The sequence below is a fragment of the Streptomyces sp. NPDC054834 genome, assembly GCF_053611185.1.
The window spans coordinates 75,958-101,375 of the sequence record NZ_JBSGZV010000011.1; the positions used below are offsets into that span (position 1 = coordinate 75,958).

General features: G+C 73.7%; 22 protein-coding genes. 15 read left to right on the forward strand and 7 right to left on the reverse strand.

Features of this window, described 5'->3' with window-relative positions; genetic code table 11:
• Positions 1-24 precede the first annotated feature (24 nt).
• Positions 25-489, reverse strand: a complete 465-nt coding sequence (locus ACWGJM_RS17270; RefSeq protein ID WP_453412522.1) for a hypothetical protein — start codon at positions 487-489, stop codon at positions 25-27.
• On the reverse strand, positions 486-3,353 hold the full coding sequence (locus tag ACWGJM_RS17275) for a LuxR C-terminal-related transcriptional regulator (protein WP_453412523.1): 2,868 nt from the start codon (positions 3,351-3,353) through the stop codon (positions 486-488). Before ACWGJM_RS17275 ends, ACWGJM_RS17270 begins: the two co-directional genes overlap by 4 nt.
• A 227-nt stretch (positions 3,354-3,580) precedes the next feature.
• On the opposite strand from ACWGJM_RS17275, the gene ACWGJM_RS17280 reads away from it, so the two are divergent.
• The 3 genes from ACWGJM_RS17280 to ACWGJM_RS17290 all read left to right on the forward strand — a co-directional run bounded on the left by ACWGJM_RS17280 (position 3,581) and on the right by ACWGJM_RS17290 (position 7,106).
• On the forward strand, positions 3,581-4,243 hold the full coding sequence (locus ACWGJM_RS17280) for a helix-turn-helix transcriptional regulator (protein WP_453412524.1): 663 nt from the start codon (positions 3,581-3,583) through the stop codon (positions 4,241-4,243).
• A 158-nt stretch (positions 4,244-4,401) separates the two neighbouring features.
• A complete protein-coding gene (locus ACWGJM_RS17285; RefSeq protein WP_453412525.1) occupies positions 4,402-5,085 on the forward strand; it encodes a DUF4255 domain-containing protein in 684 nt (227 codons plus the stop codon).
• Positions 5,082-7,106, forward strand: coding sequence for an ATP-binding protein (locus tag ACWGJM_RS17290; protein ID WP_453412526.1), 2,025 nt, complete (start codon positions 5,082-5,084; stop codon positions 7,104-7,106). The genes ACWGJM_RS17285 and ACWGJM_RS17290 overlap by 4 nt, the downstream gene beginning before the upstream one ends.
• Positions 7,107-7,127: 21 nt before the next feature.
• Here ACWGJM_RS17290 and ACWGJM_RS17295 read toward each other — a convergent pair whose 3' ends face one another.
• The 3 genes from ACWGJM_RS17295 to ACWGJM_RS17305 form a co-directional block, all read right to left on the reverse strand.
• A complete protein-coding gene (locus ACWGJM_RS17295) occupies positions 7,128-8,567 on the reverse strand; it encodes an RICIN domain-containing protein (RefSeq protein WP_453412527.1) in 1,440 nt (479 codons plus the stop codon).
• 4 nt (positions 8,568-8,571) lie between these two features.
• Entirely contained in the window at positions 8,572-9,993 is a 1,422-nt protein-coding gene (locus ACWGJM_RS17300) for a hydrolase (protein ID WP_453412528.1), read from the reverse strand.
• 103 nt (positions 9,994-10,096) lie between these two features.
• A complete protein-coding gene (locus tag ACWGJM_RS17305) occupies positions 10,097-11,230 on the reverse strand; it encodes a DUF4765 family protein (protein WP_453412529.1) in 1,134 nt (377 codons plus the stop codon).
• Between the two features lie 217 nt (positions 11,231-11,447).
• Between ACWGJM_RS17305 and ACWGJM_RS17310 the strand changes: the two genes are divergently transcribed.
• The 4 genes from ACWGJM_RS17310 to ACWGJM_RS17325 are packed head-to-tail and all read left to right on the forward strand — an operon-like array spanning position 11,448 to position 14,236.
• Positions 11,448-13,061, forward strand: coding sequence for a phage tail sheath subtilisin-like domain-containing protein (locus ACWGJM_RS17310; protein ID WP_453412530.1), 1,614 nt, complete (start codon positions 11,448-11,450; stop codon positions 13,059-13,061).
• 55 nt (positions 13,062-13,116) lie between these two features.
• On the forward strand, positions 13,117-13,560 hold the full coding sequence (locus ACWGJM_RS17315; protein WP_132856017.1) for a phage tail protein: 444 nt from the start codon (positions 13,117-13,119) through the stop codon (positions 13,558-13,560).
• Complete coding sequence (locus ACWGJM_RS17320) at positions 13,560-14,081, forward strand: hypothetical protein (protein ID WP_453412531.1); 522 nt, start codon at positions 13,560-13,562, stop codon at positions 14,079-14,081. Before ACWGJM_RS17315 ends, ACWGJM_RS17320 begins: the two co-directional genes overlap by 1 nt.
• Positions 14,078-14,236, forward strand: coding sequence for a DUF6760 family protein (locus ACWGJM_RS17325; protein WP_165955685.1), 159 nt, complete (start codon positions 14,078-14,080; stop codon positions 14,234-14,236). Before ACWGJM_RS17320 ends, ACWGJM_RS17325 begins: the two co-directional genes overlap by 4 nt.
• Here the strand turns inward: ACWGJM_RS17325 and ACWGJM_RS17330 are convergent.
• Both ACWGJM_RS17330 and ACWGJM_RS17335 read right to left on the reverse strand, forming a co-directional pair.
• The gene (locus ACWGJM_RS17330; RefSeq protein ID WP_453412532.1) at positions 14,185-15,291 is read right to left on the reverse strand and encodes a hypothetical protein; all 1,107 of its coding nucleotides are present in this window, start codon (positions 15,289-15,291) and stop codon (positions 14,185-14,187) included. The genes ACWGJM_RS17325 and ACWGJM_RS17330 overlap by 52 nt on opposite strands.
• 1,146 nt (positions 15,292-16,437) lie before the next feature.
• A complete protein-coding gene (locus ACWGJM_RS17335; protein WP_453412533.1) occupies positions 16,438-16,623 on the reverse strand; it encodes a hypothetical protein in 186 nt (61 codons plus the stop codon).
• A 109-nt stretch (positions 16,624-16,732) separates the two neighbouring features.
• Between ACWGJM_RS17335 and ACWGJM_RS17340 the strand changes: the two genes are divergently transcribed.
• Genes ACWGJM_RS17340 through ACWGJM_RS17375 form a run of 8 tightly spaced genes read left to right on the forward strand, consistent with a single transcriptional unit; the run spans position 16,733 to position 25,243 of the window.
• Positions 16,733-17,563, forward strand: a complete 831-nt coding sequence (locus tag ACWGJM_RS17340) for a hypothetical protein (protein ID WP_453412534.1) — start codon at positions 16,733-16,735, stop codon at positions 17,561-17,563.
• A 52-nt stretch (positions 17,564-17,615) separates the two neighbouring features.
• The gene (locus tag ACWGJM_RS17345; RefSeq protein ID WP_453412535.1) at positions 17,616-18,038 is read left to right on the forward strand and encodes a phage tail protein; all 423 of its coding nucleotides are present in this window, start codon (positions 17,616-17,618) and stop codon (positions 18,036-18,038) included.
• Between the two features lie 14 nt (positions 18,039-18,052).
• Positions 18,053-18,778 (forward strand): CIS tube protein, encoded by a 726-nt coding sequence (locus ACWGJM_RS17350; protein ID WP_453412536.1) that lies wholly within the window; start codon positions 18,053-18,055, stop codon positions 18,776-18,778.
• Positions 18,778-20,685 (forward strand): VgrG-related protein, encoded by a 1,908-nt coding sequence (locus ACWGJM_RS17355; RefSeq protein WP_453412537.1) that lies wholly within the window; start codon positions 18,778-18,780, stop codon positions 20,683-20,685. The genes ACWGJM_RS17350 and ACWGJM_RS17355 overlap by 1 nt, the downstream gene beginning before the upstream one ends.
• Before the next feature lie 37 nt (positions 20,686-20,722).
• The gene (locus tag ACWGJM_RS17360) at positions 20,723-21,157 is read left to right on the forward strand and encodes a GPW/gp25 family protein (protein ID WP_361811883.1); all 435 of its coding nucleotides are present in this window, start codon (positions 20,723-20,725) and stop codon (positions 21,155-21,157) included.
• Entirely contained in the window at positions 21,157-23,118 is a 1,962-nt protein-coding gene (locus tag ACWGJM_RS17365; protein ID WP_453412538.1) for a putative baseplate assembly protein, read from the forward strand. The genes ACWGJM_RS17360 and ACWGJM_RS17365 overlap by 1 nt, the downstream gene beginning before the upstream one ends.
• Positions 23,118-23,693, forward strand: coding sequence for a phage tail protein (locus ACWGJM_RS17370; protein ID WP_453412539.1), 576 nt, complete (start codon positions 23,118-23,120; stop codon positions 23,691-23,693). The genes ACWGJM_RS17365 and ACWGJM_RS17370 overlap by 1 nt, the downstream gene beginning before the upstream one ends.
• A complete protein-coding gene (locus ACWGJM_RS17375) occupies positions 23,690-25,243 on the forward strand; it encodes an NADase-type glycan-binding domain-containing protein (protein ID WP_453412540.1) in 1,554 nt (517 codons plus the stop codon). Before ACWGJM_RS17370 ends, ACWGJM_RS17375 begins: the two co-directional genes overlap by 4 nt.
• The last annotated feature ends 175 nt before the right edge of the window (positions 25,244-25,418 follow it).

Sequence of the window (25,418 nt, forward strand, 5' to 3'; positions counted from 1 at the left end):
CCGCCCGTCGCGGGGCGAGCCGTGTCATGGATCGAGCGGAGAGACGAGGCAGCGGTGGGGCGGGTTGTAAAGAGATGGCAAAGCCGTGTGGCGTGCGTCGTGCTCACGGTCGAGCTGTTCGACGGACCTGGAGGCGCCCCGGCCCACCCAGACGGACGGCCAGAGCTCGGCCGACCACGGCAGGCAGGGGCGGGGACCGTTCGGCGCCGGTCTGCCGAACGCCGACGAGTTCCGGCTCAACCAGCTGATGGGCGACACCGGCGGCTCGGGCGGCGCGACCGACGCGGCGGTGAACTCCTCCGGCTCGATGCAGCTGCACAAACCCAAGATGACCTCGGTCCTGGTGCAGTTCACGCTCGACGTCAGGGGGGTGGCCGAGGTGACCGACCGGGTGCGGTCCGGCCGTACGTCGACCGCGGTACGGGAGATCACCCTCCCGGCACCGGTGGTGATCCGCGTGCCGGAACCGATGGTCCGCCGCATGCTCACGACCCAGGGCACCCTGCTCCAGGACCCCGACGACCGGCTGGGCCTCCGGAAGGCGGCGGCACCGCTCTCGCCGGCGAGCCGGCAGCGCCCTGGTCCCGGGCCAGCGCCTCGCGCAGCTCGCCCCGCCGCCGTATCCCCAACTTCTTGTAGACGTGGGTGAGATGGGTCTCCACGGTGCGCCGGGCGAGGTGCAGCAGGGCGGCGATCTCCGTGTTCGTGCGGCCGTCGGCGGCGAGTTGGGCGATGCGGCGCTCGCTGCCGGTGAGGGCGCCGGAACCGGTGCGGGCGGCGCCCGTACGGCGGGCCCCGCCCTCACGGAGGGCCTCCTCGGCAAGTGAGCGCAGGCGCGGCGCGGCCAGCCGCTCGGCGCGCTCGGCCGCCTCCCGCAGGCCCTCCCGGGCCCGGACGCGGTCGCCGGCGGCGGTCAGCTGCCGGCCCCGCGCGACGAGCGCGGCGACCAGCTCCGGCTCCGTGCCGGTACCGGCGTCCCGCAGCAGCCGCACGGCCTCCTCGGCCAGCTCCAGACCGCGCCGGCCCCCCGTGACCGTGCCGAGCACCCGCACGGCGCGGCCCACCGTGCGGGGCGTGCCCCACACCCTGGCCAGCCGCAGCTCCTCCTCGGCGAGCGCGAGCGCCTCCCGGGGACTGCCGAGGGTGAGCCGGCACTCGGCGGCGGCCGAGCGCCACGGGGTGACGACCGGGCTGATCACCTCGCGGGCCGACTGGCGGCGGCCGCACTCCAGGAAGTCGTGCAGTGCCCCCGCGGCATCGCCCGCGGCGGCCCGCTGCACACCACGCGCGTACAGGAACCGGTTCAGCTCCCAGGAGTCGGGCGCCGCGTGCAGGTCGAAGCCGTCGGCGAGCCGCCGCGCCTCGTCCGTACGGCCCTGTTCCACGAGTGCGATCAGGGTGAGGGCGTGCGCGTTGGCGGGCCCGGTGTCCGCGGTCACGGGCGGTTCGGCGGGCAGCCGCCCGTACTCGCCGCGGGCCGCCGCGATGTCGGCCCGTGTGTTGAGCAGCGCCTCGTGCATCGGGTGCAGCAGGTCGGGGCGCTGACCGGCCAGGCCGCGGTCCACGAGCCGGTCCGCCTCGTCGAGTTCGTCGGCCCACTGGGCGACCGCGGCGGCCGTGCCCAGCAGGAACGGCTCGGTCAGCGGGTCGGCGGGCTCGGCGAGCAGGGCACGCACCTGCTTCATCGCGTCGTCCGCCGAGGTGAGCCCGGCGGTGGCCGCGTGCCGGACGAGCAAGGCCCGGGTGGCCGGCCCCATCAGCTCGGGCGAGCGTGCGGCGGTGTCGCACAGCCACCCGTACACGTCACGGCGGATCGTCTGGTCCTGGTCGGACAGCAGCGCGGAGGCACTGTGCAGGGGACCTGCCAGATCGGGGCGGCCGGCGAGCTGGCCGTCCACCGTGCGCAGCACCTCGACGGCGGCGCGGGCCCTGCCGCGTCCGGCCAGTGCGGTCCCGAGGGCGAGGGCCGCCCGGACCCGGTCCCGCGGGGCGCCGGGCAGTCGCAGGGCCTCGCTGAGCCGGGAGATCCCGGACGCGGGCCCCGGGCCGGCGCACTCCAGGGAGCCCAGTTCGGTCAGCAGCCGCTGCCGGCGCTCGTCGGGCAGCGGCTCGTCGAGGGCCCGGCGCAGAAAGGCGACGGCGGCGTCGGAACGGCCGTCGCGCAGGGCCAGACCGGCGGCGTCCTGGAGCACGCCCGGCGCCCAGGGGTCGCCCGCCGGGCCGGACAGCAGCAGCTGCCGGGCGACCGTCTCGGTGGGGGCGCCGCGGTGCAGCATCCGCTCGGCGGCCTGCCGGTGCGCCGCGCGCCGCCGGGCCGCGGGCACGCCGGTGAGCACCGCGTCCCGCAGCAGGGGGTGGGCGTACCGGGGGCGGCCGTCGGCGTCGGGGGACAGCACACCCAGGCCGGTCATCGCGGTGAGCCAGCCCGTCACCCGGGCCGGGTCGGCGTCCGCGAGCTCGGCGAGCAGCCCGCCCAGGCCTTCTGCGGTGCAGCCGGGGTCGCCGCCCTCCGTGCCGTCCCAGCCCTCCTCCAGGACGGCGAGCGCCCGCGCCACCTCGGCCGTGCCGGGCCCCGCGCTGTCCAGCCACCACGCCACGGCCGCCGGGTACGCGCCCGGGTACAGCGCGGCGGCGGTCTCCGGCACGGCCGGGTGCCGGTCCGGGTCGGCGAGGTCGTCGAGGAGGGCGTGCAGCAGCATCGGGCTGCCGGCGCCGGCCCGTACGCAGCCGTCGACCCATGCCCCGGTGGCCGCCGGGGCCCGGGTGCGTACCAGTCCGGCCGCCGCGTCCGCGGTGAGCGGGGCGAGGGTGTGGGTGTGGACGAGGGCGGGCGAGAGGGTGTGGGTGAAGCCCGGTGCGGGCGGGTCCACGTCGTACTGGCTGCGTTCGGTCACCACCAGCAGGATCGGCATCCGTAATCGGTCCACGTGCCGGGCGGACTCCACCAGCCAGCGGTACGAGGGGGCGTCGGCGAGGTGGACGTCGTCGACGGCGATCAGCAGCGGGGACTCGGCGGCGTACTCGCGCAGGACCCGCCACAGCAGGGCGGCCTGTTCGCGCTCGCCGCCGACGCCTTCCTGCTGCCCGGACCACTGGACGGGGCTGAGGAGTTGGCGGACGGCGGCGAAGGGGACGCCGGCGTCGCCGGGTGAGCAGCGGGCGCGCAGCACCCGCATGCCGTGGTCGGCTGCGTCCTCGGCGGCGGCCTCCAGGACGGTGGTCCGGCCGGTGCCGGTGGCCCCGCGCAGCAGCACCAGGCCGCCCGCTCCGGCCCGGGCGCGGGCGGCCCCGGCCGCGAGCAGCGCGGCGGCCTCGTGGTGTTCGCTCGGCTGGTCACCGTACGGTCCGGACATCCCTGCCTCCTTGCTCGGACGGGTCACCGTCGTAGACGTCGCGGTCGTCACAGACGTCACGGGCGTGGTGCGGGTCACAGACCTCGTGGTCGTCGTACCGCCGATCTCGTGGTGCCGCTCGTGGTGCTCCACGATTGCGCGGGTCCCGCCGGCCCCAGGAGTGTGGGGAACACACGCCTGCCACCGGCCCCGCAGAGGTGGCACGCACGTGGACATGGGGGAAACGCTTGCTCAGCTCATCGCGGACCACACATCCCGGCACGGCCGGCTCCGCCGAGCGGATACCGGTGGCGGTGCACGCCCCGGACCCGATCCTGCGGGAGGGGGTGCTGAGCCAGTTGCGCCGGTACCCGGAGATCGACCTCAGGGAGGAGCCGGGCCCGGGCACGGTGGCGCTGCTCGTCGACGACATGCTCGACGAGGCCGCGCTGACCCGGCTGCGCCGGCTGGTGCGCAGCGAGGGGGCGCGGGCGGTGCTCGTCGTGCGGTCCCTGCGGGAGGCCGAGCTGCTCGACGTGATCGAGTGCGGGGTGGGCGCGATCGTGTGGCGCCACGAGGCCACCGCGACCCGTCTGGTGCAGGCCGTCCTGGCGGCGGCCCGTGGTGACGGCGACCTGCCCGGCGACCTGCTCGGCCGGCTCATCACCCAGGTGGGCACGCTGCACCGCAGCGCGGCCGGCCGGCCGGGCGCCCCCGCCTCGGGCCTGACGTCGCGTGAGGTGGACGTGCTGCGGCTGGTCGCCGAGGGGTTCGACACCGGAGAGATCGCCAGCAAGCTGTCCTACTCCGAACGGACCGTCAAGAACGTGATGCACGGGCTCACCACCCGACTGCACCTGCGCAACCGGGCGCACGCCGTGGCGCATGCCCTGCGGGAAGGTTACATCTGACCGAACGGGCATCCGATACCGGCCCGTTGGGCGCTCCGCTCTGCCCCGCCGTCGTCCCCGGCGTGCCTGCGGGGACGGCCGTCCGGGAGGGCAGGATCGGACACGGCGGCAGGCGGACGAGTGAGACCGGGCACGGCAGGGCGGGCGGGAGCACGACGGTGATCCACGAGGTGGACGAGGTCCTCAAGGCCCTGCTCGGGGGTGGCGCGCTGACCGGTTCGGGTATCGACGTCGCCTTCGACGCCCCCACCCGGGACTGGGCCGCCCGCCGCAACGCCCCCACGATCAACGCCTACCTGTACGACATCCGGGAGGACGTGAACCGCCGCCAGCGCGGGCACATACCCGTGCTCGACGAGCGCGAGGTGGTCGTCAAGCGCCGCCAGCCGCCGCGCTGGTTCCGGCTGTCGTACCTGGTGACGGCGTGGACCAAGCAGCCCCAGGACGAACACCGGCTGCTGTCCGCCGTGCTGGCCACCCTGATCCCGCGCGAGCTGCTGGGTCCCGCCGAACTGCCCGGAGCGCTGGGCGCGCTGGGCATGGCGGTACCGCTGTCGGTGGCCGGTATCCAGACGGAGTCGCGTTCCCTGGCGGAGATCTGGTCCGCGCTCGGCGGTGAGCTGAAGCCGTCCCTCGACCTGGTGGTCACCGCGCCCTTCCCGGCCTACCCCGAGTACGACGCCGGGCCGCCGGTCACCGAGGGGGCGGCGGTCCGGTTGCGCGCCATGGACGGCGTCCCGTCCGAGGCGGAGGAGCGCGCGCACCGGCCACGGCAGGTGGCGGCGGCCCGGGACGCCCGGAAGGCGGCCGGGCGTCCCGGCGGGACGGGCCGGGTGACATGACCACGTCGACCCCGGCGTACGACGCTGCGGCGGCGGCGTCCGATCCCGCCGCCCCGCTCCTCGTCCGCCTCGCCGCCCTGCGCGACCGGGTCGCGCTGCTGGTCGAGCGCCGCTCGGCCGACGACCCCACGGCCACCGACCCCTTACGCGGCCTGTACCTGTCGGAGGAAGCGGTACGGCATCTGCTGCGCCCGGCGGAGCCCCTGCCGCCCGGGGCGCCCGGCCCCGCCGCGCCGACGGACGACCGCCTGGCGGCCCTGGCCGCCCGCCTCGACCTGACCGAGCTCGACACCACCCTGCTGCTCATCGCGCTCGCCCCCGACCTGGACCGCACGTTCGAGCCGCTGTACGGCTACCTCAACGACGACGTCAGCAGGCGGCGGGCCACCGCCGGCCTCGCCTTCGACCTGTGCGGGATCCCCGCCCACTCGGCGGGCGCCCGGGCCCGGCTGCACCCCTCGGCCCCGCTGTGCGCGCTGCGGCTGCTCACGGTTGAGGAACCCGAACGCCCCTTCCTCGGCCGCTCGTTGCGCGTGCCCGACCGGCTCGTGGCGCATCTGCTGGGCGACGACACGCCCGACGCCGCGCTCGCCGGACAGCTCCATCCGCTGCCGGCGCCCCCGCGGCCGTACGGCGAAGTCCCGGGTGACGACGGCGAGTTCACCGACTTCGTGCACCTGCTGGCCGCCCGGCTGGCCGCCGGTCCCCCGCTCTCCGTCTATCTCCGCGAGGGCCGCGAGGGCGACGGACTCGTCTGTGCCGCCGCCGCCCTGGACGCGGCGGGGCTGCCCGCCCTGCGCTTCACCGGCCCCGAGGACCGGGTGCCCGAGCTGCTGCGGGAGGCACGGCTCGGCGGGCACGCCGTCGTGGTCTCCGGCCTGCCGGACCGGCCGGGCGCGCTGCTCGGGGAGTTGCGGGCGGCGTCCGACGTCACCGTCCTGATCACCGGCCCGCGCCCGTACGACCCCCAGTGGTGCGACCACGACCCCCTCGTCCTGGAGGTGCCCCGGCGCCACGCGGGGGCGGTGGGCACCTGGTCGGCCGTGCTCGGCGAGGAGCCCGGCTTCGACCTGGCGGCCACCGTCGCGCCGTACCACCTGCCCGACGACCGGATCGCCCGCGCCGCCCGGGCCGCCCAGGGCCTCGCCGGTTTCGAGGGCGCCCCGCTCTCCCCCGCCCATCTGCGTGTCGCCGCCCGTCAGCAGTCCGCCTCCGGTCTGGAGCAGCATGCCCGCCGGATCCGTCCCGCCGTCGACTGGACCGACCTCGTGCTGCCCGACCGCCCGCTGACCGAGCTGCGGGAGCTCGCCCTGCGCGCCCGGCACCGCGACCGGGTCCTCGGCGACTGGCGGCTCAGCGCGGGCGGCGGCCGGGGCCGGGGTGTGCTCGGCCTGTTCGCGGGCGAGTCCGGCACCGGCAAGACGCTCTCCGCCGAGGTCGTCGCGGCCGAGCTGGGTCTCGACCTCTACGTGGTCCAGCTGTCGTCCGTGGTCGACAAGTACGTCGGCGAGACCGAGAAGAACCTCGAGCGCATCTTCACCGAGGCCGACCGCACGGACGCCGTGCTCCTCTTCGACGAGGCCGACGCCGTCTTCGGCAAGCGGTCCGAGGTGAAGGACTCCCACGACCGGTACGCCAACATGGAGAGCGCCTACCTGCTCCAGCGGCTTGAGTCGTTCGACGGCATCGCCCTGCTCACCACCAACCTGCGCGCCAACATCGACGAGGCGTTCACCCGGCGGCTGGACCTGGTGGTCGACTTCCCCTTCCCCGACGCCGGGCAGCGCCTCGCCCTGTGGCGGCACTCCCTGTCCCACGTGCCCTGCGCCGACGGCATCGACCCCGGTCCGGTGGCCGCCGACTTCGAGCTGGCCGGCGGCTCCATCCGCAGCGCCGTGGTGACCGCGGCGTACCTCGCCGCGGGCCGCGGCGACGCGGTCACCGCGGCCGACCTCCTGGAGGGCGCCCGCCGGGAGTACCGCAAGGCAGGCCGGCTGCTCCCCGGAGAGGGCTCCTGGTGAGGGGCCCTCGGACCGGTCGTGTCAGCCGTTCGCGGGGTGGACGATCAGCCATTCCTGATCGTCGGTGTTGGAGCAGTCGAAGATCGTGAGCTTGGCGTCGTTGCCGCCGGTGCTGTAACCGTCCACGTCCAGGCACTTGTTGTCGCTGGCGAAGTTGCGGATCCAGTAGGCGCCGCTCTGCTGCTTCTGCACCCACCACAGCTGGTTGTCGGCCGTCGTGCCGTCGCAGGTGAACTCGGTGACCGGGGTCCTGATGGGCTCGGCCCCGTAGTAGGGCAGGTCCATGCAGAGCTGGTCCTTGACGTTGCGGATCTGGAAGAGGGCACGGCCTCGCGGACCGCCCTTCTCGTACTTCACCTCCAGGTTCCACAGCTGGTTGTCGTGCGTGGTGCCGTCGCAGGTGAACTCGCGTACGGGGCCGTTGATCATGCCCTTGTCATAGTTCGGGATGTCCGCGCACTTCTTGGTGGTGGTGTTGCGCAGCAGGATGTTGCTCGCCGGCACGACGGGCGCCGGGGCCTTCTTGGTCGCGGCCGGCGCACCGCCGCCGCCACCGCCGCCCGAACCGCCGCCGCCACCCTTGTCGCTGTCGCCGGAGGCGGCCGTCGGTGTCCCGGCCGCGGCGGACTCGGGTGGGGCGGCCGAGGTGAGCGCCGGGGTGGGGGTCGGGGACGGTGCGAGGGTGGTGCCGGCTTCGGCGACCTTCTCGGTGGCGCCGGTGCCGACATTGGGTTTGTAGGCGATCCACAGCATCACGAAGGTGACCGCGAGGGCCGTGAAGACACCGAAGAAGGTGGCCAGCCAGCGGGGCAGGAAACCGCGCTGGACGTAAGTCCCCTCGACGGGCATCGGGTCGGTCCCGGACCGGAGCACGGACAGCGTGTACGGCCGCTGCTCCTTCGCCCCGAACCAGATGATCTTCCGCGGCTTCAGCGTCGCCTTCACGAACGCGGCCCGGCCCGGCTCGATCTGCACGTTGCTCGGGTGGATGTCGTACGACAGCTGGTCGCCGTTGTCGCTGCCGCCGACCGAGGCGGTGAGCCTGGTGTTGCCGAGATTGTCGACCGCCAGGCGCGGGCGCCCACGGAAACGGCCCTTCACCGTCGGCGGCACCAGCTCCACCCGCACCTCCGTGAACGGAGTGATCGTCAGGTTCCCCTCGGGGACCGTCGTCGCCTCCGGATGCTCCGTCGGCGTGATCCGCACCGCGTACGGGTTCGGACCGGCGGTCGCGTCCGGCGTACGCGGCGGCGCGAAGGTCAGCTCCACCGTCCCCGTCGTCCCCGGGTAGAGCCGAAGCGTCTGCGGTTCCACCGTCGTCCACGGAGCGACCGGCCCCACCGGCTCGAAACGGTACTCGTCGACCACGTCACCGGTATTGCGCAACCGCAACCGCACACGCGTACTGCCACCCGGATCCACCGTCGCGGAAGCCGGCTCGAGAGAAGTCCACAGACTCATGCCTTCACACCGTCAGTTTGATGGCTTCGAGCCGGCGCGAGTTGTCGAAGTGGCCGGCGGTATTGAGGTCGGGGCGTGCGTTGTTGCAGGTCTGGCCGTCCCAGTCCTGGTCGCTGATCTTGACCACGCTGCATGCCTGCCCGGAGCCGACGTTCCAGACGAAGGTCACCAGGTACGGATCGTCCTTCTTCGTGCTGCCGATGTAGTTGTCCTTGCCGTCGGCGACGATGGCCGTCCAGCTCGGCTTCCACGTGCCCTGGCCGTTGGTCGACTGGGGGTTGTACACCATGGCGTTGCCGGAGGAGCCCTGGACGCCGTACACCGCGACGTTGAGTGCCTTGATCGGCTTGCCTTGGCCGACCGTGCCGGCGACGGTGCCGTCGCACACCGGCTTCTGCCAGCCGTCGTCCTGGACGTAAGCGCGGTAGCAGACGTGCCGCCCGCTGGGGTCGTGTGCCGCCAGCCGGTTCACGGCGGTCGCCGCCGTGTCCGTCTTGGGTTTGGCCGTCACCGTGGCCTTGGCGCCGCCTCCGCCTCCGCCGCCGGACCCGCCCGCGTCACCGCTGTCGGCGGTCGGCGGTGCGCTGGTCATGGCGGGGGCCGGCGGCAGCGCCGGCGACGCGGTCGCCGAGGGGCTGGGTGCGAGGGTGGTGCCGGCTTCGGCGACCTTCTCGGTGGCGCCGGTGCCGACATTGGGTTTGTAGGCGATCCACAGCATCACGAAGGTGACCGCGAGGGCCGTGAAGACACCGAAGAAGGTGGCCAGCCAGCGGGGCAGGAAACCGCGCTGGACGTAAGTCCCCTCGACGGGCATCGGGTCGGTCCCGGACCGGAGCACGGACAGCGTGTACGGCCGCTGCTCCTTCGCCCCGAACCAGATGATCTTCCGCGGCTTCAGCGTCGCCTTCACGAACGCGGCCCGGCCCGGCTCGATCTGCACGTTGCTCGGGTGGATGTCGTACGACAGCTGGTCGCCGTTGTCGCTGCCGCCGACCGACGCGGTAAGCCTGGTGTTGCCGAGATTGTCGACCGCCAGGCGCGGGCGCCCACGGAAACGGCCCTTCACCGTCGGCGGCACCAGCTCCGCCCACACCTCCGTGAACGGAGTGATCGTCAGGTTCCCCTCGGGGACCGTCGTCGCCTCCGGATGCTCCGTCGGCGTGATCCGCACCGCGTACGGGTTCGGACCGGCGGTCGCGTCCGGCGTACGCGGCGGCGCGAACGTCAGCTCCACCGTCCCCGTCGTCCCCGGGTAGAGCCGAAGCGACGGGGGCTCCACCGTCGTCCACGGAGCGACCGGCCCCACCGGCTCGAAACGGTACTCGTCGACCACGTCACCGGTATTGCGCAACCGCAACCGCACACGCGTACTGCCACCCGGATCCACCGTCGCGGAAGCCGGCTCCAGAGAAGTCCACAGACTCATGCGCCGAAGCTACGAGGACGCCGGGAGCCGGGTCACCGGTCGCAGGGGCAGACGCCGGTGGGGAAGGGGCAGGGTGTGCTGCCCCGACGGCCCGGTCCGCGGGTCAGGAGGCGTTCACCGCCCGTCCCTGCGTCTTGCCCCGGCTGCGGTCCACGATGGCGACCACCTCGACCGGCGCTCCGGGCAGCGCCACCCAGCCCTCTTCGGACTCGGAACCTCGGGTGAGATACTTGGCCTTGATGCGCACCACGACCACGCCCCGCGCCCCCTGGCGGCTGAACTGCCGCGCGATGTAGCGGTCCGCGGTGAACTCCGGGTAGAGACGTCCCCGGCTGACCTGGGCGCCGGCCTGTGCCTCGGTGGGCGCGGGGGTGTTGGCGTCGGGGGTGGCACCGCCGGCCGAGTTGTGCTCCGCCATCGCGCGGATCCTCGCCATGTCGTCACCCCGGTACAGGGTCACCACGGTCTCGCCGCCCGCCTCCACCGCGGCCTCCACGGCGCTGTCGGACGTCGCCGCCGGAAGTTGCGTCTCCTGGGCGGAGAGGTCGTCCTCGGAGCTGTAGTCGTCGTCGCTCTCGGTCAGTTGGCTCGGGTTGGTGGCAAGCTCCAGCACGCGTTGCACGGTGGGCGCGCTCGCGGGGGCCGCCGGGCCGGCGGCGCCGTCACGGACCGCACGCTGTGCTGGTACCGGGCCCGCCATCACCTGCCGGGCGGTCTCCTCCGCCTGCTTTTCGGCCCAGTCGGAGGGGTCGGACACGCGCAGCCCGGAGCCGTTGTCCGTGCCCGGGACGGCGCCCTGGCTCTGCTGGATGACATGCGTCAGTTCATGGGCGAGGGTGGGCTTGTCGGTACCGTCCCACACCACGTGCGAGCCGGAGGTGTAGGCCTTCGCGCCGATATCCGCCGCTGACCGCTGGGCCACCGTGTCGGTGTGCACGCGGACCCCGCTGAAGTCGGCGCCCCCGTACCGGGCCTCCATCTCCGTGCGCAACGGCGTGTCCAGGGGACGCCCGGGGGTGCGCAGCACCTCGTGCACCGTCGACCGCTGCACCGACGGGCCGTGGCCGCAGCCCTCGGAGTGCTCGTGCCGTTCCTCCTGCACCGCACGGGCCACCGCCGCGTTGCCCGCCGTCCGCTGGAGTGCCAGCATGCGTTGCACGTGGGTGACCGGCGCGGCCGCGCGGCGGGCGGTGTCCTGTTCGGCGGTTCGCTGGGCCGGTGATCCGTGTGCGCGCACTACGTTCCCCTCGACGCTCGGTGGCTGTTCCTCCAGCCTTACCGGAGCACGCCGGACGCCGGAAGGTACCCAGGGGCATCGCTGGGGGCAACGTGACGCACTGCCCTTGGGGGCAAGGGGCCTGCCCCCGCCCCGGCACCGAAGGCCGTTCCCGCGGGTGTCCCGCGCGCGTGAGGGTGGAAGGCGTTCCTGTCTCGTACCCCGAGGAGAGCAGAGCATGCCGTCCTACCTGTCGCCCGGCGTCTACGTCGAGGAGGTGGCCAGCGGCTCGCGCCCCATCGAGGGGGTGGGCACGTCGGTCGCGGCCTTCGTGGGACTCGCGCCGACCGGTCCGCTGAACGAGCCGACGCTGGTGACCAACTGGAGCCAGTACGTCGCCTCCTTCGGCGAGTTCACCGAGGGGTACTTCCTCGCGCACTCCGTCTACGGCTTCTTCAACAACGGCGGAACGGCGGCCTACGTGGTCCGCGTCGGCGGCTCCGCCGAGGGCGCGCCCGTCGACGGCTCGGCCGGTACCGCTCCGGCCGCCGTGACCGGTTCCGCCGCCCCGGCCGCGCTGCCGCCGGCCGAGCCGCGGCAGCTCGGCACGTTCACGGTGACGGCCATCGCCCCGGGCAGCAGCGGCTCGCTGAGCGTCGAGGTCGCCGACCCGGAGGGCGAGGGGCCCGCCGAGCGGTTCAAGCTGATCGTCAAGGACGGCGACAAGCCCGTCGAGAGCTTCGACGTGACCGCCAAGAAGGGCGGCCGCAACTACGTCGTCACGCAGGTCAAGGAGCGCTCCAAGCTCATCACCGTCACCGAGGCCGCGCCGGCCGCGCAGCTGGCCCGCCCGGACAACCAGACGGTGGCCCTCCCGGCCCCGGCCGCCGCTCCCGCCGTACCGTCGGCCGGTGCGTCGTCCGGCGCTCCGGACGAGTCGCACCCCGGCCCGGCGACGTACCTCGGCGACTCCGCCGACCGCACCGGCTTCGGCGGCCTGGAGGCGATCGACGAGATCTCCATGGTCACGGTGCCCGACCTGATGGCCGCCTACCAGCGCGGCGCGATCGACCTGGAGGCCGTCAAGGCGGTCCAGCTCGGGCTGATCGCGCACTGCGAGCTGATGGGCGACCGGGTCGCGATCATCGACCCGCCGCCGAGCATGAACGCCCGCCAGATCCGCGTCTGGCGGCAGGAGACCGCGGGTTACGACTCCAAGTACGCGGCGTTGTACTACCCGTGGATCAAGACCTTCGACCCGGCGAGCGGCCAGTCCCGGCTGATCCCGCCGAGCGGCCACGTCGCCGGCGTCTGGGCCCGCAACGACTCCGAGCGCGGCGTCCACAAGGCACCCGCCAACGAGGTCGTACGCGGCGCGGTCGACCTGGAGATCCAGATCACCCGCGGCGAGCAGGACCTGCTCAACCCGATCGGCGTCAACTGCATCCGCGCGTTCCCGGGCCGCGGCATCCGGGTGTGGGGCGCGCGCACCCTGTCCTCCGACCCGGCCTGGCGCTACCTGAACATCCGCCGGTACTTCAACTACCTGGAGGAGTCGATCCTCATCGGCACCCAGTGGGTGGTGTTCGAACCGAACGACCACGCCCTGTGGGCCCGCATCCGGCGCAACATCTCGGCGTTCCTGGTCAACGAGTGGCGCAGCGGCGCGCTCTTCGGCCAGCGGCCCGAGGAGGCGTACTACGTCAAGTGCGACGAGGAGACCAACCCGCCGGAGTCGGTCGACGTCGGCCGGGTCGTCTGCGAGATCGGCATCGCCCCGGTCAAGCCCGCCGAGTTCGTGATCTTCCGGCTGGCCCAGTTCTCCAGCGGCAACGGGGAGTTGGAGGAGTAGGACTCCCCTCCGTACGCCCTTCCCCCAGTAGGACCCTCACAAGGACAGCGAACACATGAGTCTCCAGCCGGGTGACGCCCTCACCTCACACAATTTCGGCCTCCAGATCGACGGCGTGATGGTCGAGTACCTGGCCGAGGTCAGCGGCCTCAGCATCGAGCAGGACGTCATCACCTACCAGCAGAACACCCCCAACGGCCAGAACGTGGTCAAGAACCTGCCGGGTGTGAAGAAGAACGGCACCTGCACGGTCGTCCGCGGTATGACCCAGTCGGCCTCGTTCACCCAGTGGATCAACGAGTCCATCTCGGGCCAGATGACCACGGCCCGCAAGAACGCCTCCATCATCATGATGGACTTCCAGAACAACCCGGTGAAGCGCTACCACCTGCGCAACGCCTGGTGCAACAAGATCGACGCGAGCACGGTGAAGGCGGGCGAGGCGTCCGCCCTCACCGAGACGGTGACCATCGCGTTCGAAGAACTGGTCATCGAGTAATGCGGCGAACGGCTGCCAGGGCCGGCGGCGCCGTCACCTACTCCGGCGCGGAGGCGCCGGGGGCGGAGGCGGGTGCCGAGGTGCCCGGGCCGGGGCCGGAGTCGCTGCCGGCCCCCGCTCCGGGGCCCGCCCCCGTGCAGCAACAGGAGTCACTGCGCACGGAGTTCCCCTTCCAACTGCCGCGCGGGTACGTCGACGAGGCGGGCACCGTCCACCGGGACGGTGTGATGCGCCTGTCGACGGCGCGGGACGAACTCGTCCCGCTGCGCGATGTGCGGGTGCAGGAGAACCCGGCGTTCCTGTCGGTGGTGCTGCTGGGCCGGGTCATCACCCGGCTCGGCACGCTGCCCTTGGTGCACGACGGGATCGTGGAGAACATGTTCGCCTCCGACCTGGCCTTCCTCCAGGACTTCTACCGCCAGATCAACGCGGAGGGCCACACCCGGGCCGCCGTGCGGTGTCCGCACTGCGCGGAGCCGTTCGAAGTGGAACTCGGCGGGAGCCGCCTGGGGGAATCGTGACGTACGCGACCGACCGGCTGCACGAGGAGATCGCGTACGTCGCCTACCACTTCCACTGGAGCCTGGAGGAGATCCTGGACCTGGAACACCACGACCGCCGCCGTTACACGGACCAGATCGCGTCCCTGGTGACGCGGGCCGGCGCGGAGGGCTGAGCGGTGGGTTTCCTGGACCGGTTCCGCAAGCGGACGCCTGCCGAGGGCGCCGCCGGCGCCGCGGTGGGCCCGGAGCCCGCGAGCGGTGACGTACCGACGGGCGGGCGGCCGGTGGTGGCCGCCTCCTGGCCGGGGCTGCCACCGATCCAGCGGGCCATGGCTCTCGGCCCGGCCGGGGTCGCCGACGCCCGGTTCGGGGGGCGGCTGCCGACGTGGCAGAACCCGTCGTTCATGGGCACGGCGTCCCATGCGGTGCTGGACGGGCGGTCGAGCGCGATGCTCGGCGACACGTTCCGCTCGTCGGCGGCACGGCCCGTGTCCGGCCTCGAAAACCCGGTCGGCGTCCTGCCGTTGGCCGGTCCTCCCGGACAGCCGGTGGTGCAGCGGGCCCCGGCGGTACCGCTGCGGCTGCTTCCGCCGCGGGTGCCGGGTGGTGTGGGCGAGGGGCCGCGTACGGTGGGCACGGCCGCTGCGGCGGGCGGATCGGCCTCACCTGCCCGAGCGGTCGTACCGAGGGGGCCGGTCGCTCCCGGCGGACCTACCGCCATGTCCGCGTCGACTCCGACCGGGGCGACCGCGCCCGGCGGGGCCGCCGCGTCCACCTCCGTGTTCTCTTCGGCCCCGCCCGCCGGAGACACCCCGCCGAGCGGGCCCACCGCCTCCAACCCCGCCTTCACGTCGACCCCACCGGGCACCGACACCCCGCCAAGCAGGCCCACCGCCTCCAACGCCGCCTTCACGTCGACCCCACCGGGCACCGACACCCCGCCGAGCGGGCCCACCGCGTCCCCCTCCGCGTTCGCGTCGACCCCGTCCGCCGGAGCCGTGCGTACGGGCGGGCAGGCGCCCTCGGTCCAGCGGGCGGGCGCCGGCGGCTCGGTGCCGCCCGCGTCGGCGCGGGCGGCCACGGTTTCCGGTCCGGATGTCCCGGTGGTGTCTCCCGAGCCGCCCTCCGCACCGGCGGTGAACGCGCCGCTCCCCGTCTCCGGGCTCCGGGTGACACCTGTCCCGGCGGGCTCTTCGCCCCGGCCGAGGTCCCTGACACGGGCACGCACCGGGGCGACGGCGGTTCAGCGGCGGACACTCCCGGTGGCGCGACGGCTCCCCGCGCCTGCGGGCGGCGCGCCCTCGGGCCCGACGACGTCGAAGGACACGGACGGGTCACCCACGTCATCACCGGACGGCGGTCAGGACGCCGCCGCTCACGGCGCCGCACCCGCGCCCATCGTCCAACGCCGGCTCGCCCCGCTCACGAGCGCAACGCCCGCGACACCGACGGCCGGTGGCCAGGACAGTACGGCTCACCGCTCCGAACCCGCGCCCACCGTCCAGCGACGGGCCTCCACACCCGCGAACGACACGACACCCAACGCGCCAACGGCCCCACAGCCGAGCGAGCCACCCACTCCAACGCCGAACCACACCCCGGCCGGCACGAAGCACCACACCGCACCCGCACCCACACCCGCACCCACACCCACACCCACACCCACACCCACACCCACCATCCAGCGACGGCCCTCCGTGTCCACCAGCGGATCACCCACGCCACCGCTGGACCACACCCCGCCCGCTGCGGCTCACCGCACCGCGCCCGCGCCCACACTCCGGCGGACGGCGACATCGCCCGGTGGTGTCACGGCGACCGGCGGTTCGGCGACCGGTGGCATCCCTGTACAGCGATCCCTGACCGACGGCCCCGCCCCCACAACTGCCCCGGGCCCCGACGACAGCCAAGGTGCGGACTCCGGCGCCGAGCATGCCCACGGAGGTCTCCCCGTCACGGCCGCCGCGTCCTCGGCTCCGCCCGCGACGACCGGCCGCCCCGACGAAACCCTGCCCGTCGTCCAACGACAGCCGGGTGCCAACGCCCCCTTGCCCAGCACTGCGTCGGCGGACAGCCGCCACGCCGGCACCGGGCACGCCCAGGGAGACCTCCCCGCCACAGCCGCCGCCCCGGCCCCCTCGGCGCCGCCCCCGACGACCGAGCGCCCCGGCGCAGCGCCTCCCGTCGTCCAGCGACAGTCGGCCACCGGCTCGGGCCGCCCCACGCCTTCCGCCGCCGCGGCCACTCCGCAGCCCCGGTCGGTGGTGGACGCACAGCAGGTCGCGCCGCCCCCGAACACACCGACCACCACACCGATTTCCGAACCGGCCACGCCCAGCGCTTCACCCGCGCCCGACGTGAACACGCCCCCCGCTCAGCGGACCACGGCGCCGACCGGCAGCGCGCCCGCGCCCGCGCCCGACACAACACCCTCCATCCAGCGCAGCGCGACCCGCCACACGCCCCGCCTCGGCCTCGGCGCACCGATCTCCTCGCTGCCCGCCGCCCCCGCGGCCCCGTCCGTCCAGCCGAGCCCCGGGGCCCGGCCAACCGCGCCCACCCGACACGATCCGCCGGCCCGGCCGAGCGCACCCGCACCCGCGCCCGCACCCGCGCCCGTGCCGGTAAACGCCCCCGATGCCCCCAACTCCCCCGCCGCAATTCCACCCGTGGTGCAGCGCGTCACCCCGGCCACCACGCCCGCCACGGCCCCGGCTGCCGCTCCCCGCCGTTCCTCCCTCGGCGCTCCCATGACCACCCCGCCCGCCGACGCGACGCGCCTCGTCGACGCACCGGCCCCGGCGGCCCCGCCCCCCGCCCTGCCCCTGGCCCCGGCCGTACCGCAGTCGGCGTCGACGCCGGGCCCGACCACCGTGCAACGCTCAGCCGCCCCACGCTCGCCCGCCCTCACCCGGCTCACCCCGCCGCACCGTCCCACAGGCACCACGCCCCCCACCGGCCGTACTCCCCTGCCGGTAGCCCCTCTCACGCCGCCCCCGCCTCCAGGCACCGCCACGCCTCCGGGGCCCGCCGCTCCCCAGGGCACCGCCACGCCTCCGGGCCCCGCCGCGCCCACCGCTCCCGCCACGCCCCTCCCCGTCGTCCAGCGTTTCGGGAAGAGGGCGAAGAAGCCGGCCAAGGGCTCGGCCACCGGTGCCCTGGCGGCCGCCGCGGCGGCAACCGTCGCCGACACCTTGTCCAGGCCGCCCGTCACCCGCCGGGCAGAGGCGCCGCCGCCCCCGTACACGGCCCAGGCCGCCGCTCCACCCCCGTACACGGCCCAGGCCGCCGCTCCACCCCCGTACACCCCGTCTCCCGGTGGACCACCCCCGCCCGAGTACGCGGCGATCGCGCCGGGTGCCTTCGACCCGAGGGAGCTGACCGACTTCCAGCTGGACGAACTCGTGCACCGGATCATCGGCCGCATCACCCGTCTGATCCGCACGGAACTCCGCCTGGACCGCGAACGGATCGGCAAGCTCCGCGACCCCCGCCGCTGACCGGCCCCCGACCGACCAGGAACCACAGGAACGACAGAAAGGCCCACCCGCGATGTCCCGCCAGGACCCGGGCTCCACCATCTGGTTCAGCCTCAGCATCGACGGCGAGAGCCTCGGCTACTTCAACGGATGCGAGGGGCTGTCGTCGCAGGTGGAGGTCGAGCACCGCCAGGAGGGCGGCAACAACGGCTTCGTCTGGCAGCTGCCGACCCGGGTCACGTTCTCCACGATCCGGCTGACCCGCCCGCTCACCCCGGACACCACCAAGGTCGCAAAGTGGATCTCGTCCGTGCAGACGGGGATCAAGCGGCCCACCGCCCAGATCGCGGCGCTGCGCGCGGACGGTTCCGAAGTGGCTCGCTGGGGGCTGATCGACGTACTGCCGGTGAGCTGGACCGGTCCCACCCTCGACCCCGCCAACCCGGCCGTGGCGACCGAGGTCCTGGAGATCGCCCACCACGGGTTCACGGACTGAGGGGACGGACCAGCATGGCCAAGGGCAGCAAGGGCGGCGCCGGCAAGAGCCTCGTACGCGCCACGCTCGCGATCCACGAACCGCCCGTCGGTGGCAGCACGACCCCCGGCGGGATCATCAAGACGTTCGGCTTCGACTTCAATCCGGCGCAGCTGTCGCTGACCCGGCACGCCGAGTGGAAGACCACCCCCGCGCAGATCGAACGGGACGGCTCCCTGCCGGAGTTCATGGGCTCCCGGCCCCGGGAGATGAGCGTGGAGATCTTCCTCGACTCCTCCGACGAGCCGACCAGCAACACCGTGCTGAAGAAGGTCGAGTCGCTGCTCGACTGCTGCGAGGTGACGACCAAGAGCATCGCCGCGAAACAGCCTTCGCCACCCTGGGTGGTGCTCCAGTGGGGGTCCTTCTCCACCGCCCGGTTCACGGCCTACGTCAGTTCCGTGGAGGCCACCTACACGCTCTTCGGGACGACCGGCGTGCCCATCCGCGCCACCTGCCGGCTGCAACTGCACGAGATCCCGAGCAGGACCAAGGGGCAGAACCCGACGTCAGGCGCGCTCACCGCGCAGCGCGTGCACCGCGTCGTCGCGGGCGACTCGCTTCAGTCGCTGGCCTGGCGGGAGTACGGCAACGCGGCCGCCTGGCGGGCCATCGCCGAGGCCAACGGCATCGACGACCCCGCGCACCTGCCGACCGGCACCGAGCTCGTACTGCCCGCCGCCGAGGAGGTGCGTGCCTGATGGTGCGGTCCGCGTTCTCGAACGTCGTCGAGGTGAAGATCGGCGGGGCCAAGCTGCCCTCCGAGTTCGCCCGGGCCCTCGTCGACAGCTACGTCGACCAGGGCGTCGGCGTGCCGGCCGCGTTCCGGCTGACCTTCCGGGACCCGTACCGGCTGATCCTCGGCAAGCTGGGCGTCACCTTCGGCACGCCGGTCGTCCTCGCCCCGGTCGCCGACGGGCAGGGCGCCTCCGATCCGCTGCTGACGGGCGAGGTGACCGGTCTTGAGGCCGACTACGACGGCACCGGCACCTTCACCGTGATCCGCGGCTACGACTTCGGGCACCGCCTGCTGCGGCAGCGCCGGGTGGCCGCCTACCGCAACCAGAGCGCCTCCGACATCGCCCGGAAGCTGGCCGCCCAGGACGGGGTGCCGGTCGGGCGGATCGAGTCGACGAGGACGGTGTACGAGTTCATCAGCCAGTCCAACGTCACCGACTGGGACTTCCTCGCGCGGCTCGCCGACGAGAACGAGATGGTGATGTCGGTGGACGCGGACGGGAAGTTCCAGTTCGTGAAGCCCAAGTCGGCTTCCGGCGCGCCCTCGCCGAACACCGACGGCGACAAGAGCCCGTTCGTGCTCCAGGCCGGACACGACATCCTGCGGCTGCGGGCCGCGGTCACGGCCGCCGACCAGGTCGGCAAGGTCGAGTCGCGCGGGTGGGACGTGACCACGAAGAAGAAGCTCACCGCCACCGCGCCCGCGACCGACAACCCGGGTATCGGCATCGGGACCACGCCGGGCGCGGCGGCCGGGAAGTTCAAGACGGCCAAGCTGGTCGACACGGGCACGCCCTACGACAAGCAGAACGAGGTGAAGTTCGCCGCCGACGCCCTCGCCGACGACGTCACCGGCGCGTTCGCCGAGCTGGAGGTCGTCGCGCGGGGAAATCCCAAGCTGCGTCCGGGAGTTCCGGTGGCGCTCGCGGACGTGGGCCGGCCGTTCGAGGGCAAGTACACCGTCACCTCCGTACGGCACGTCTTCGGCGACGGCAAGCACTACGAGGCCTGGGTGACGGTCAGCGGACGGCAGTGGCGTTCGCTGTACGGGCTCAGCTCCAGCGGCGCGGACACCGCGCCCCGACTGCCCAGCGTGGCCAACGCCCTGGTCACCGACGTGAACGACCCGCTCAAGCAGGGGCGGGTCCGGTTGCAGTTCCCGTGGCTGGACGACACCTACGTCAGCGACTGGACGCGGACGGTGCAGCTGGGCGGCCTCGGCGGCGGCGGCATCTTCCCGATGGACGTCAACGACGAGGTGCTCGTCGCGTTCGACCGGGGAGCCCTCGATCATCCGTTCGTGATCGGTGGGCTGTACAACGGCAAGGACAAGCCGACCGTCGTCAGTGACGTGCCGCTGCACGACACCGTGCGCAAGAAGGCGAGCCGGCACACCGTCTCCGACCGGGACGGCAACCGTATGGATCTGCTCAGCCAGAAGACCGGCGGCCGCAAGCAGGGCGTCCGGCTGACGTCCGGCGACAAGCAGCTGGTCATCCACCTGGACCGGACGAAGACCGAGATCGTCGTGGACAGCAGGGGCTCGGTCACGATCAAGGGCAGCCGGTCGGTGTCGGTCGAGGCCGGCACCGATCTCACGCTGAGCGCCCGGCGCAGCCTGACCATCAAGAGCGGCGGCCCGCTCAGCATCCAGGGCGGCGGCATGGTCAATGTGAGGGCCGCCGGCGAGATCGGGGTGAACGCGGCGGGTGCCCTGAACCTGAACGCCCTGGGCGTCGCGAACCTCACCGGCGTCGGCACCGTGCAGATCACGTCGGCCGCCAACACGACGATCAAGGCGCCGACCACCCTGGTCGGGTCCCCCGTGTTCGGCGTCACCACCATCCCCGTGCCGATGGTGATCCCGTGACCGTGACCGTTTCCGTGGAAGGCGGGGTGTGGTTCTGATGGCCGAACAGTTCGTCGGCTCCGGCTGGTCGTTTCCGCTGCGCATCGGGCCGACCGGCGGGATCGCCCTGGTCAGCGGGGAGCGGGAGGTCGAGGAGGCGATCCGGCTGGTGCTGTCCACCGCGCCGGGCGAGCGTCCGATGCGGCCGGACTTCGGCTGCGCGATCCACGACCTGGTGTTCGCGCCGGTCAACGAGCAGACCGCGGGCCGCATCCAGCACGAGGTGCACGTCAGCCTCGACCGCTGGGAGCCGCGCATCGAGGTAGACGACGTCGAGGTCACGGCCGGCTCCGACCAGAGCGTGCTGTACATCGACGTCCGCTACTCGATCCGCGGCACCAACAACCCGCGCAGCCTGGTCTTCCCGTTCTACGTCATTCCGTCCCACGACGAGCCGGACGGCACCTCCCCGGCTCCGGAAAGCGACCGCTGATGGCCCTGCCCTCCCCCAACCTCGACGACCGCCGCTTCCAGCAGTTCGTCGACGACGCCAAGCGCTACATCCAGCAGCGCGCCCCGGAGTGGACCGACCACAACGTCTCCGACCCCGGCGTCACCCTGGTCGAGACGGTCGCCCACATGGCCGACCAGATCGTCTACCGGCTCAACCGGGTGCCGGAGAAGAACCACCTGGCGTTCCTGGACCTGGTGGGGATCACCCTGTTCCCGCCGTCCGCCGCCCGCACGGACGTGACGTTCTGGCTGTCGGCGCCCCAGGAGGAGCCGATCTCCGTGCCGGCCGGCACCGAGGTCGCCACCGTGCGCACTGAGAGCGAGGAGGCGGTCGTCTTCGCCACCGAGCGCGAACTGACCGTCGTACCCTGCGAGTTGCGTCATCTGCTGGTGCAGCACCGGGGTGCGGCGGCGGTGGAGCGGACGCATGACCTCCCCGAGGAGGACAAGGACCTGCTGTGCTTCTCGGAGTCCCCCGACCCCGGCGACTGCATGCTGCTGGGCCTGACCGCGGCCGTGCCGCACTGCGCGCTCGCCCTGGACCTGGACAGCCGGGTGGACGGCGTCGGCGTGGACCCGCGGCAGCCGCCGCTGGTGTGGGAGGCGTGGACCGCGGACGGCTGGCAGCCCTGCGAGGTCGACCGGGACGGCACGGGCGGCCTCAACCGCCCGGGTGAGGTGGTCCTGCACGTCCCCGGCGGGCACGTGCTGTCCCGCAACGCCGGCCAGGAGGCGGGCTGGATCCGCTGCCGGGTCACCGAACCCCTTCCCGGCCAGCCCTTCTACACCACCTCCCCCACCGTCCGGGCCGCCGAGGCCTTCACCATCGGCGGCACCACCTCCGTCGTCCACGCGGAGACGGTGTACGACGAGGCGCTCGGCGAGTCCACCGGGCTGCCCGGACAGCGGCTGCGGCTCGCGCACGCTCCCGTGGTCGGCGACGAACCGCCGGTGCTGCTCCAGACCGCCGAGCACGACGGGTGGGTGGACTGGCAGGTCGTGCCGCACTTCGCGGCCTCGGGCCCGTACGACCGGCACATCACCCTCGACGCCACGACCGGCGAGATCGCCTTCGGCCCGGCCGTGCGCGAACCCGACGGCTCCCTGCGCCAGTACGGGACGGTCGCCCCCAAGGGTTCCCCGGTCCGCGCCCGCCGCTACCGCACCGGCGGCGGCCGCGCGGGCAACGTGGCCCGGGGCGCCGTGCAGATCCTGCGCACCTCCATCCCGTACGTCTCCGAGGTCGTCAACCGGGAGGCCGCGCGCGGCGGGGTCGACGGGGAGACGGTCGAGGAGGCGAAGGTCCGCGCGCCGATCACCCTGCGCGCCCAGGAACGGGCGGTGACCCTGCGCGACTACGAGGAACTGGCCCGCCGCGCCGCACCCGAGACCGCGCGCATCACCTGCCTGGAGGGCGAGGAAGGCGAACACGGGGCGTACGCGGTACGGGTCCTGGTCGTCCCGCAGGCGGTCGCGGACCCGGGCGGGCGGCTGCGCTTCGAGCAACTGGTCCCCGGTGACGCCCTGTTGGACCGCATCACCCGGCACCTGGACGAACGGCGGCTGATCGGGACGCGGCTGGCGGTGGGGCCGCCCTACTACCAGGGCGTGACGGTGGTCGCCACGGTGCACGCCTTCCGGGGTGCCGATACCGACCGGGTGCGGCGGGAGGCGCACGACGCGCTCTACCGGCACCTCGACCCGCTGACCGGTGGCGCGGAGGGGAAGGGCTGGCCGTTCGGGCGGCCCGTGCAGTCCGGTGAGGTGTTCGCGGTGCTCCAGCGCGTGCCGGGGGTGGAGCTGGTCGACCAGGTGGTCCTGCATCCCGCCGACCCGCTGTCCGGCAAGCGCGGGGAGGCGACCGACCGCATCGACCTGTCGCCGCCGTCGCTGGTGTTCTCGTTCGACCATCGCGTACGGGTGATCGGGGACGGCTCCTGATGAGAGGTTCCATCGACGGTCTGGGCTCCTCCGCGCCGATCGGCATGATGCTGCCCGCCGTGTTCGCCGACGACGATCTGGCCCAGCGGTTCGTCGCCGGTCTGGACGAGGTGATCGCGCCGATCCACAGCGTGCTGGACTGCCTGGACACCTACTTCCGGCCGTCCCTCGCCCCGCTCGACTACGCCCGGTGGCTGGGCGTCTGGGTCGGCGCGGAGACCGACGGCAGCGAACCCGAGCCCCTGCTGCGGGCCGCCGTGGCCGCCGCCGCGTATCTGCACCGCATCCGCGGCACCCGACGCGGGCTGGCCGAGGCGGTGCGGCTGGCGTTCGGCGTGGAACCGGAGATCAGCGAGAGCGGGGGCGCCGACTGGAGCGCCCGCCCGCTCGGCCCCGTCCCCGGCGAACCGCGCCCCCGGCTGCACGTCCGTCTGCGGCTGCCCGACCCGACCGCCGCCGACCGGCACCGCCTGGACACCCTGGTGGCCGCCGCCCGTCCCGCCCACATGCCGTACACGGTCCAGGTGACCGCCGCGGACACCACCCGACCCGCCGAAAGGACCCCGGAGAGATGACGACCACCCAGAACTGCGCCGAATGCGGCACCCGCGCGGAACCGGGGCAGTCGTTCTGCGACGCCTGCGGGGCGGTGCTCGGCTGGACGGACCGGGCGACGGCCCGGGCCGCGACCGGGGCCTCGACGGCAGCGGCCGGCGGCTCCGGGGACCGTTCCGGTGAGGGACCGGCGGGCGACCCGGGGAACGCCGTGGCGGCCAGGCCCGCTACGGCGGCGGCCCGTTCCGGCGACGAACCGGCGGGCGACCCGGCTCAGGCGCGGCGCACCGCGCCCTCGGCCCAACCGGCCGCCCCTGCCTCCGCACCCGCACCCGCCTCGGCGACCGCCGCCCCGGCCGACGCGGGCCCCGGCTGGGACGCCTTCTCTCGCCCGGACGGCGGCACCGGCCTGGCGCGCACTCCACGGGACCCGCTGGGCGAGTCCACTGCGACCGGTGATTCGGACGCCGGCCCGGACGGCCACGGCGAGAACACCGCCGACGCCGGCACTCCGCCCGAGGACCCCGACACCGTTCCCTCGCCCACCGCCGCCCGTCCCTCCGCACCCGCCCACGCCCACGCCCACGCCCCCGCTCCCGCTCCCGTGGACGAGACCGCCCCCACCGAACCCGTCCCCAGCGCGGGCCCGGCACCGGCCCCCGGCCACCCGGACGGCCTGACCGACCGCGCCCGCCAGCTCCTCGTGCCCGTCTCCGACCCGGATCCGCGCCCCACCGCGTCGCCCTCCGTCGCCCCGGTGCTGCCCGGCCGTCCGGCCCCGCAGCGTCCGCAGGTCGTCCGGGCCCCGGGTGAGGAACTCGGCGCGGACGGCGGGATCCCGTGCCCCTGGTGTGCCACGCGCAACCGGCCCGACCGGCACTACTGCGCCCGGTGCGCGATGCCCATGGCCGGGGAGGGCCACACCCCCGCGCGCCTTCCGTGGTGGCGCCGGCTGTGGGGATACGGCAACCGCGAGACCCCGTGGGCCGGCGACCGCCCGCGGCTGCGCCGTGCCTTCGACCGCGTACTGACCTGGCTCGGGGCGGCGCTCGTGCTGACCGTGCTGATCGTGCTGGCCGTCAACATCCCCAACGGCGTCCAGGCGACCCGCGACCACTTCGCCAAGCGGGCCCCGGTCGCCCCGGACAAGGTCACCGCGTCCCGCTCCTACCCGGGGCACAAGCCCGAGCTGGCCTTCGACAAGCTCAGCAACACCTGGTGGGGTCCGGGGGTGTCCGAGTCCGGCCAGGGCCAGTGGATCGAGGCCCGCTTCGACCAGCCGACCCGGCTCCTCGACCTGATCATCACGCCGGGGACGTCGACCCACGCCGACCAGCTCACCAAGTCGGCCCTCCCGCACCGCGTCGAGGCCCGCGTCACCACGGCCGACGGCAAGACCACGACCCGTGAACTCACCCTCGACCAGGGCGCCGGCGCCCAACGCCGCGCCTTCCGGGTCGGCGAGGTCACCGCGGTCCGCCTCACCCTCGAATCCGCCTACCAGCCCTCCGCGAGCAAGCAGGTGGCCATCGCCGAGATCGAGTTCTTCGGCCCGTCGAACGCGAACTGAGACACGGGCGGCGCCCCGGCGACGAGGCCGTACCCGCGCCCTGACTCGCGTGAGGAAGTTCCCAGGCCCCCGTCACCCGGGGCGGCTATGCTCGACAGCGCGAGGCGCCTCGTTCTCGATTCCACGAGGTGCCTTTCGTTTCCGCCCTATCGGTGGTACTTCGCCGTCTCGGGGT

Bases quoted from the DNA above. Each gene is read 5' to 3' on its own strand.
- ACWGJM_RS17275 (WP_453412523.1), bottom strand. From the start codon at position 3,353: ATGTCCGGACCGTACGGTGACCAGCCGAGCGAACACCACGAGGCCGCC.
- ACWGJM_RS17290 (WP_453412526.1), top strand. From the start codon at position 5,082: ATGACCACGTCGACCCCGGCGTACGACGCTGCGGCGGCGGCGTCCGAT.
- ACWGJM_RS17295 (WP_453412527.1), bottom strand. From the start codon at position 8,567: ATGAGTCTGTGGACTTCTCTCGAGCCGGCTTCCGCGACGGTGGATCCG.
- ACWGJM_RS17300 (WP_453412528.1), bottom strand. From the start codon at position 9,993: ATGAGTCTGTGGACTTCTCTGGAGCCGGCTTCCGCGACGGTGGATCCG.
- ACWGJM_RS17310 (WP_453412530.1), top strand. From the start codon at position 11,448: ATGCCGTCCTACCTGTCGCCCGGCGTCTACGTCGAGGAGGTGGCCAGC.
- ACWGJM_RS17315 (WP_132856017.1), top strand. From the start codon at position 13,117: ATGAGTCTCCAGCCGGGTGACGCCCTCACCTCACACAATTTCGGCCTC.
- ACWGJM_RS17320 (WP_453412531.1), top strand. From the start codon at position 13,560: ATGCGGCGAACGGCTGCCAGGGCCGGCGGCGCCGTCACCTACTCCGGC.
- ACWGJM_RS17345 (WP_453412535.1), top strand. From the start codon at position 17,616: ATGTCCCGCCAGGACCCGGGCTCCACCATCTGGTTCAGCCTCAGCATC.
- ACWGJM_RS17350 (WP_453412536.1), top strand. From the start codon at position 18,053: ATGGCCAAGGGCAGCAAGGGCGGCGCCGGCAAGAGCCTCGTACGCGCC.
- ACWGJM_RS17355 (WP_453412537.1), top strand. From the start codon at position 18,778: ATGGTGCGGTCCGCGTTCTCGAACGTCGTCGAGGTGAAGATCGGCGGG.
- ACWGJM_RS17360 (WP_361811883.1), top strand. From the start codon at position 20,723: ATGGCCGAACAGTTCGTCGGCTCCGGCTGGTCGTTTCCGCTGCGCATC.
- ACWGJM_RS17365 (WP_453412538.1), top strand. From the start codon at position 21,157: ATGGCCCTGCCCTCCCCCAACCTCGACGACCGCCGCTTCCAGCAGTTC.
- ACWGJM_RS17370 (WP_453412539.1), top strand. From the start codon at position 23,118: ATGAGAGGTTCCATCGACGGTCTGGGCTCCTCCGCGCCGATCGGCATG.
- ACWGJM_RS17375 (WP_453412540.1), top strand. From the start codon at position 23,690: ATGACGACCACCCAGAACTGCGCCGAATGCGGCACCCGCGCGGAACCG.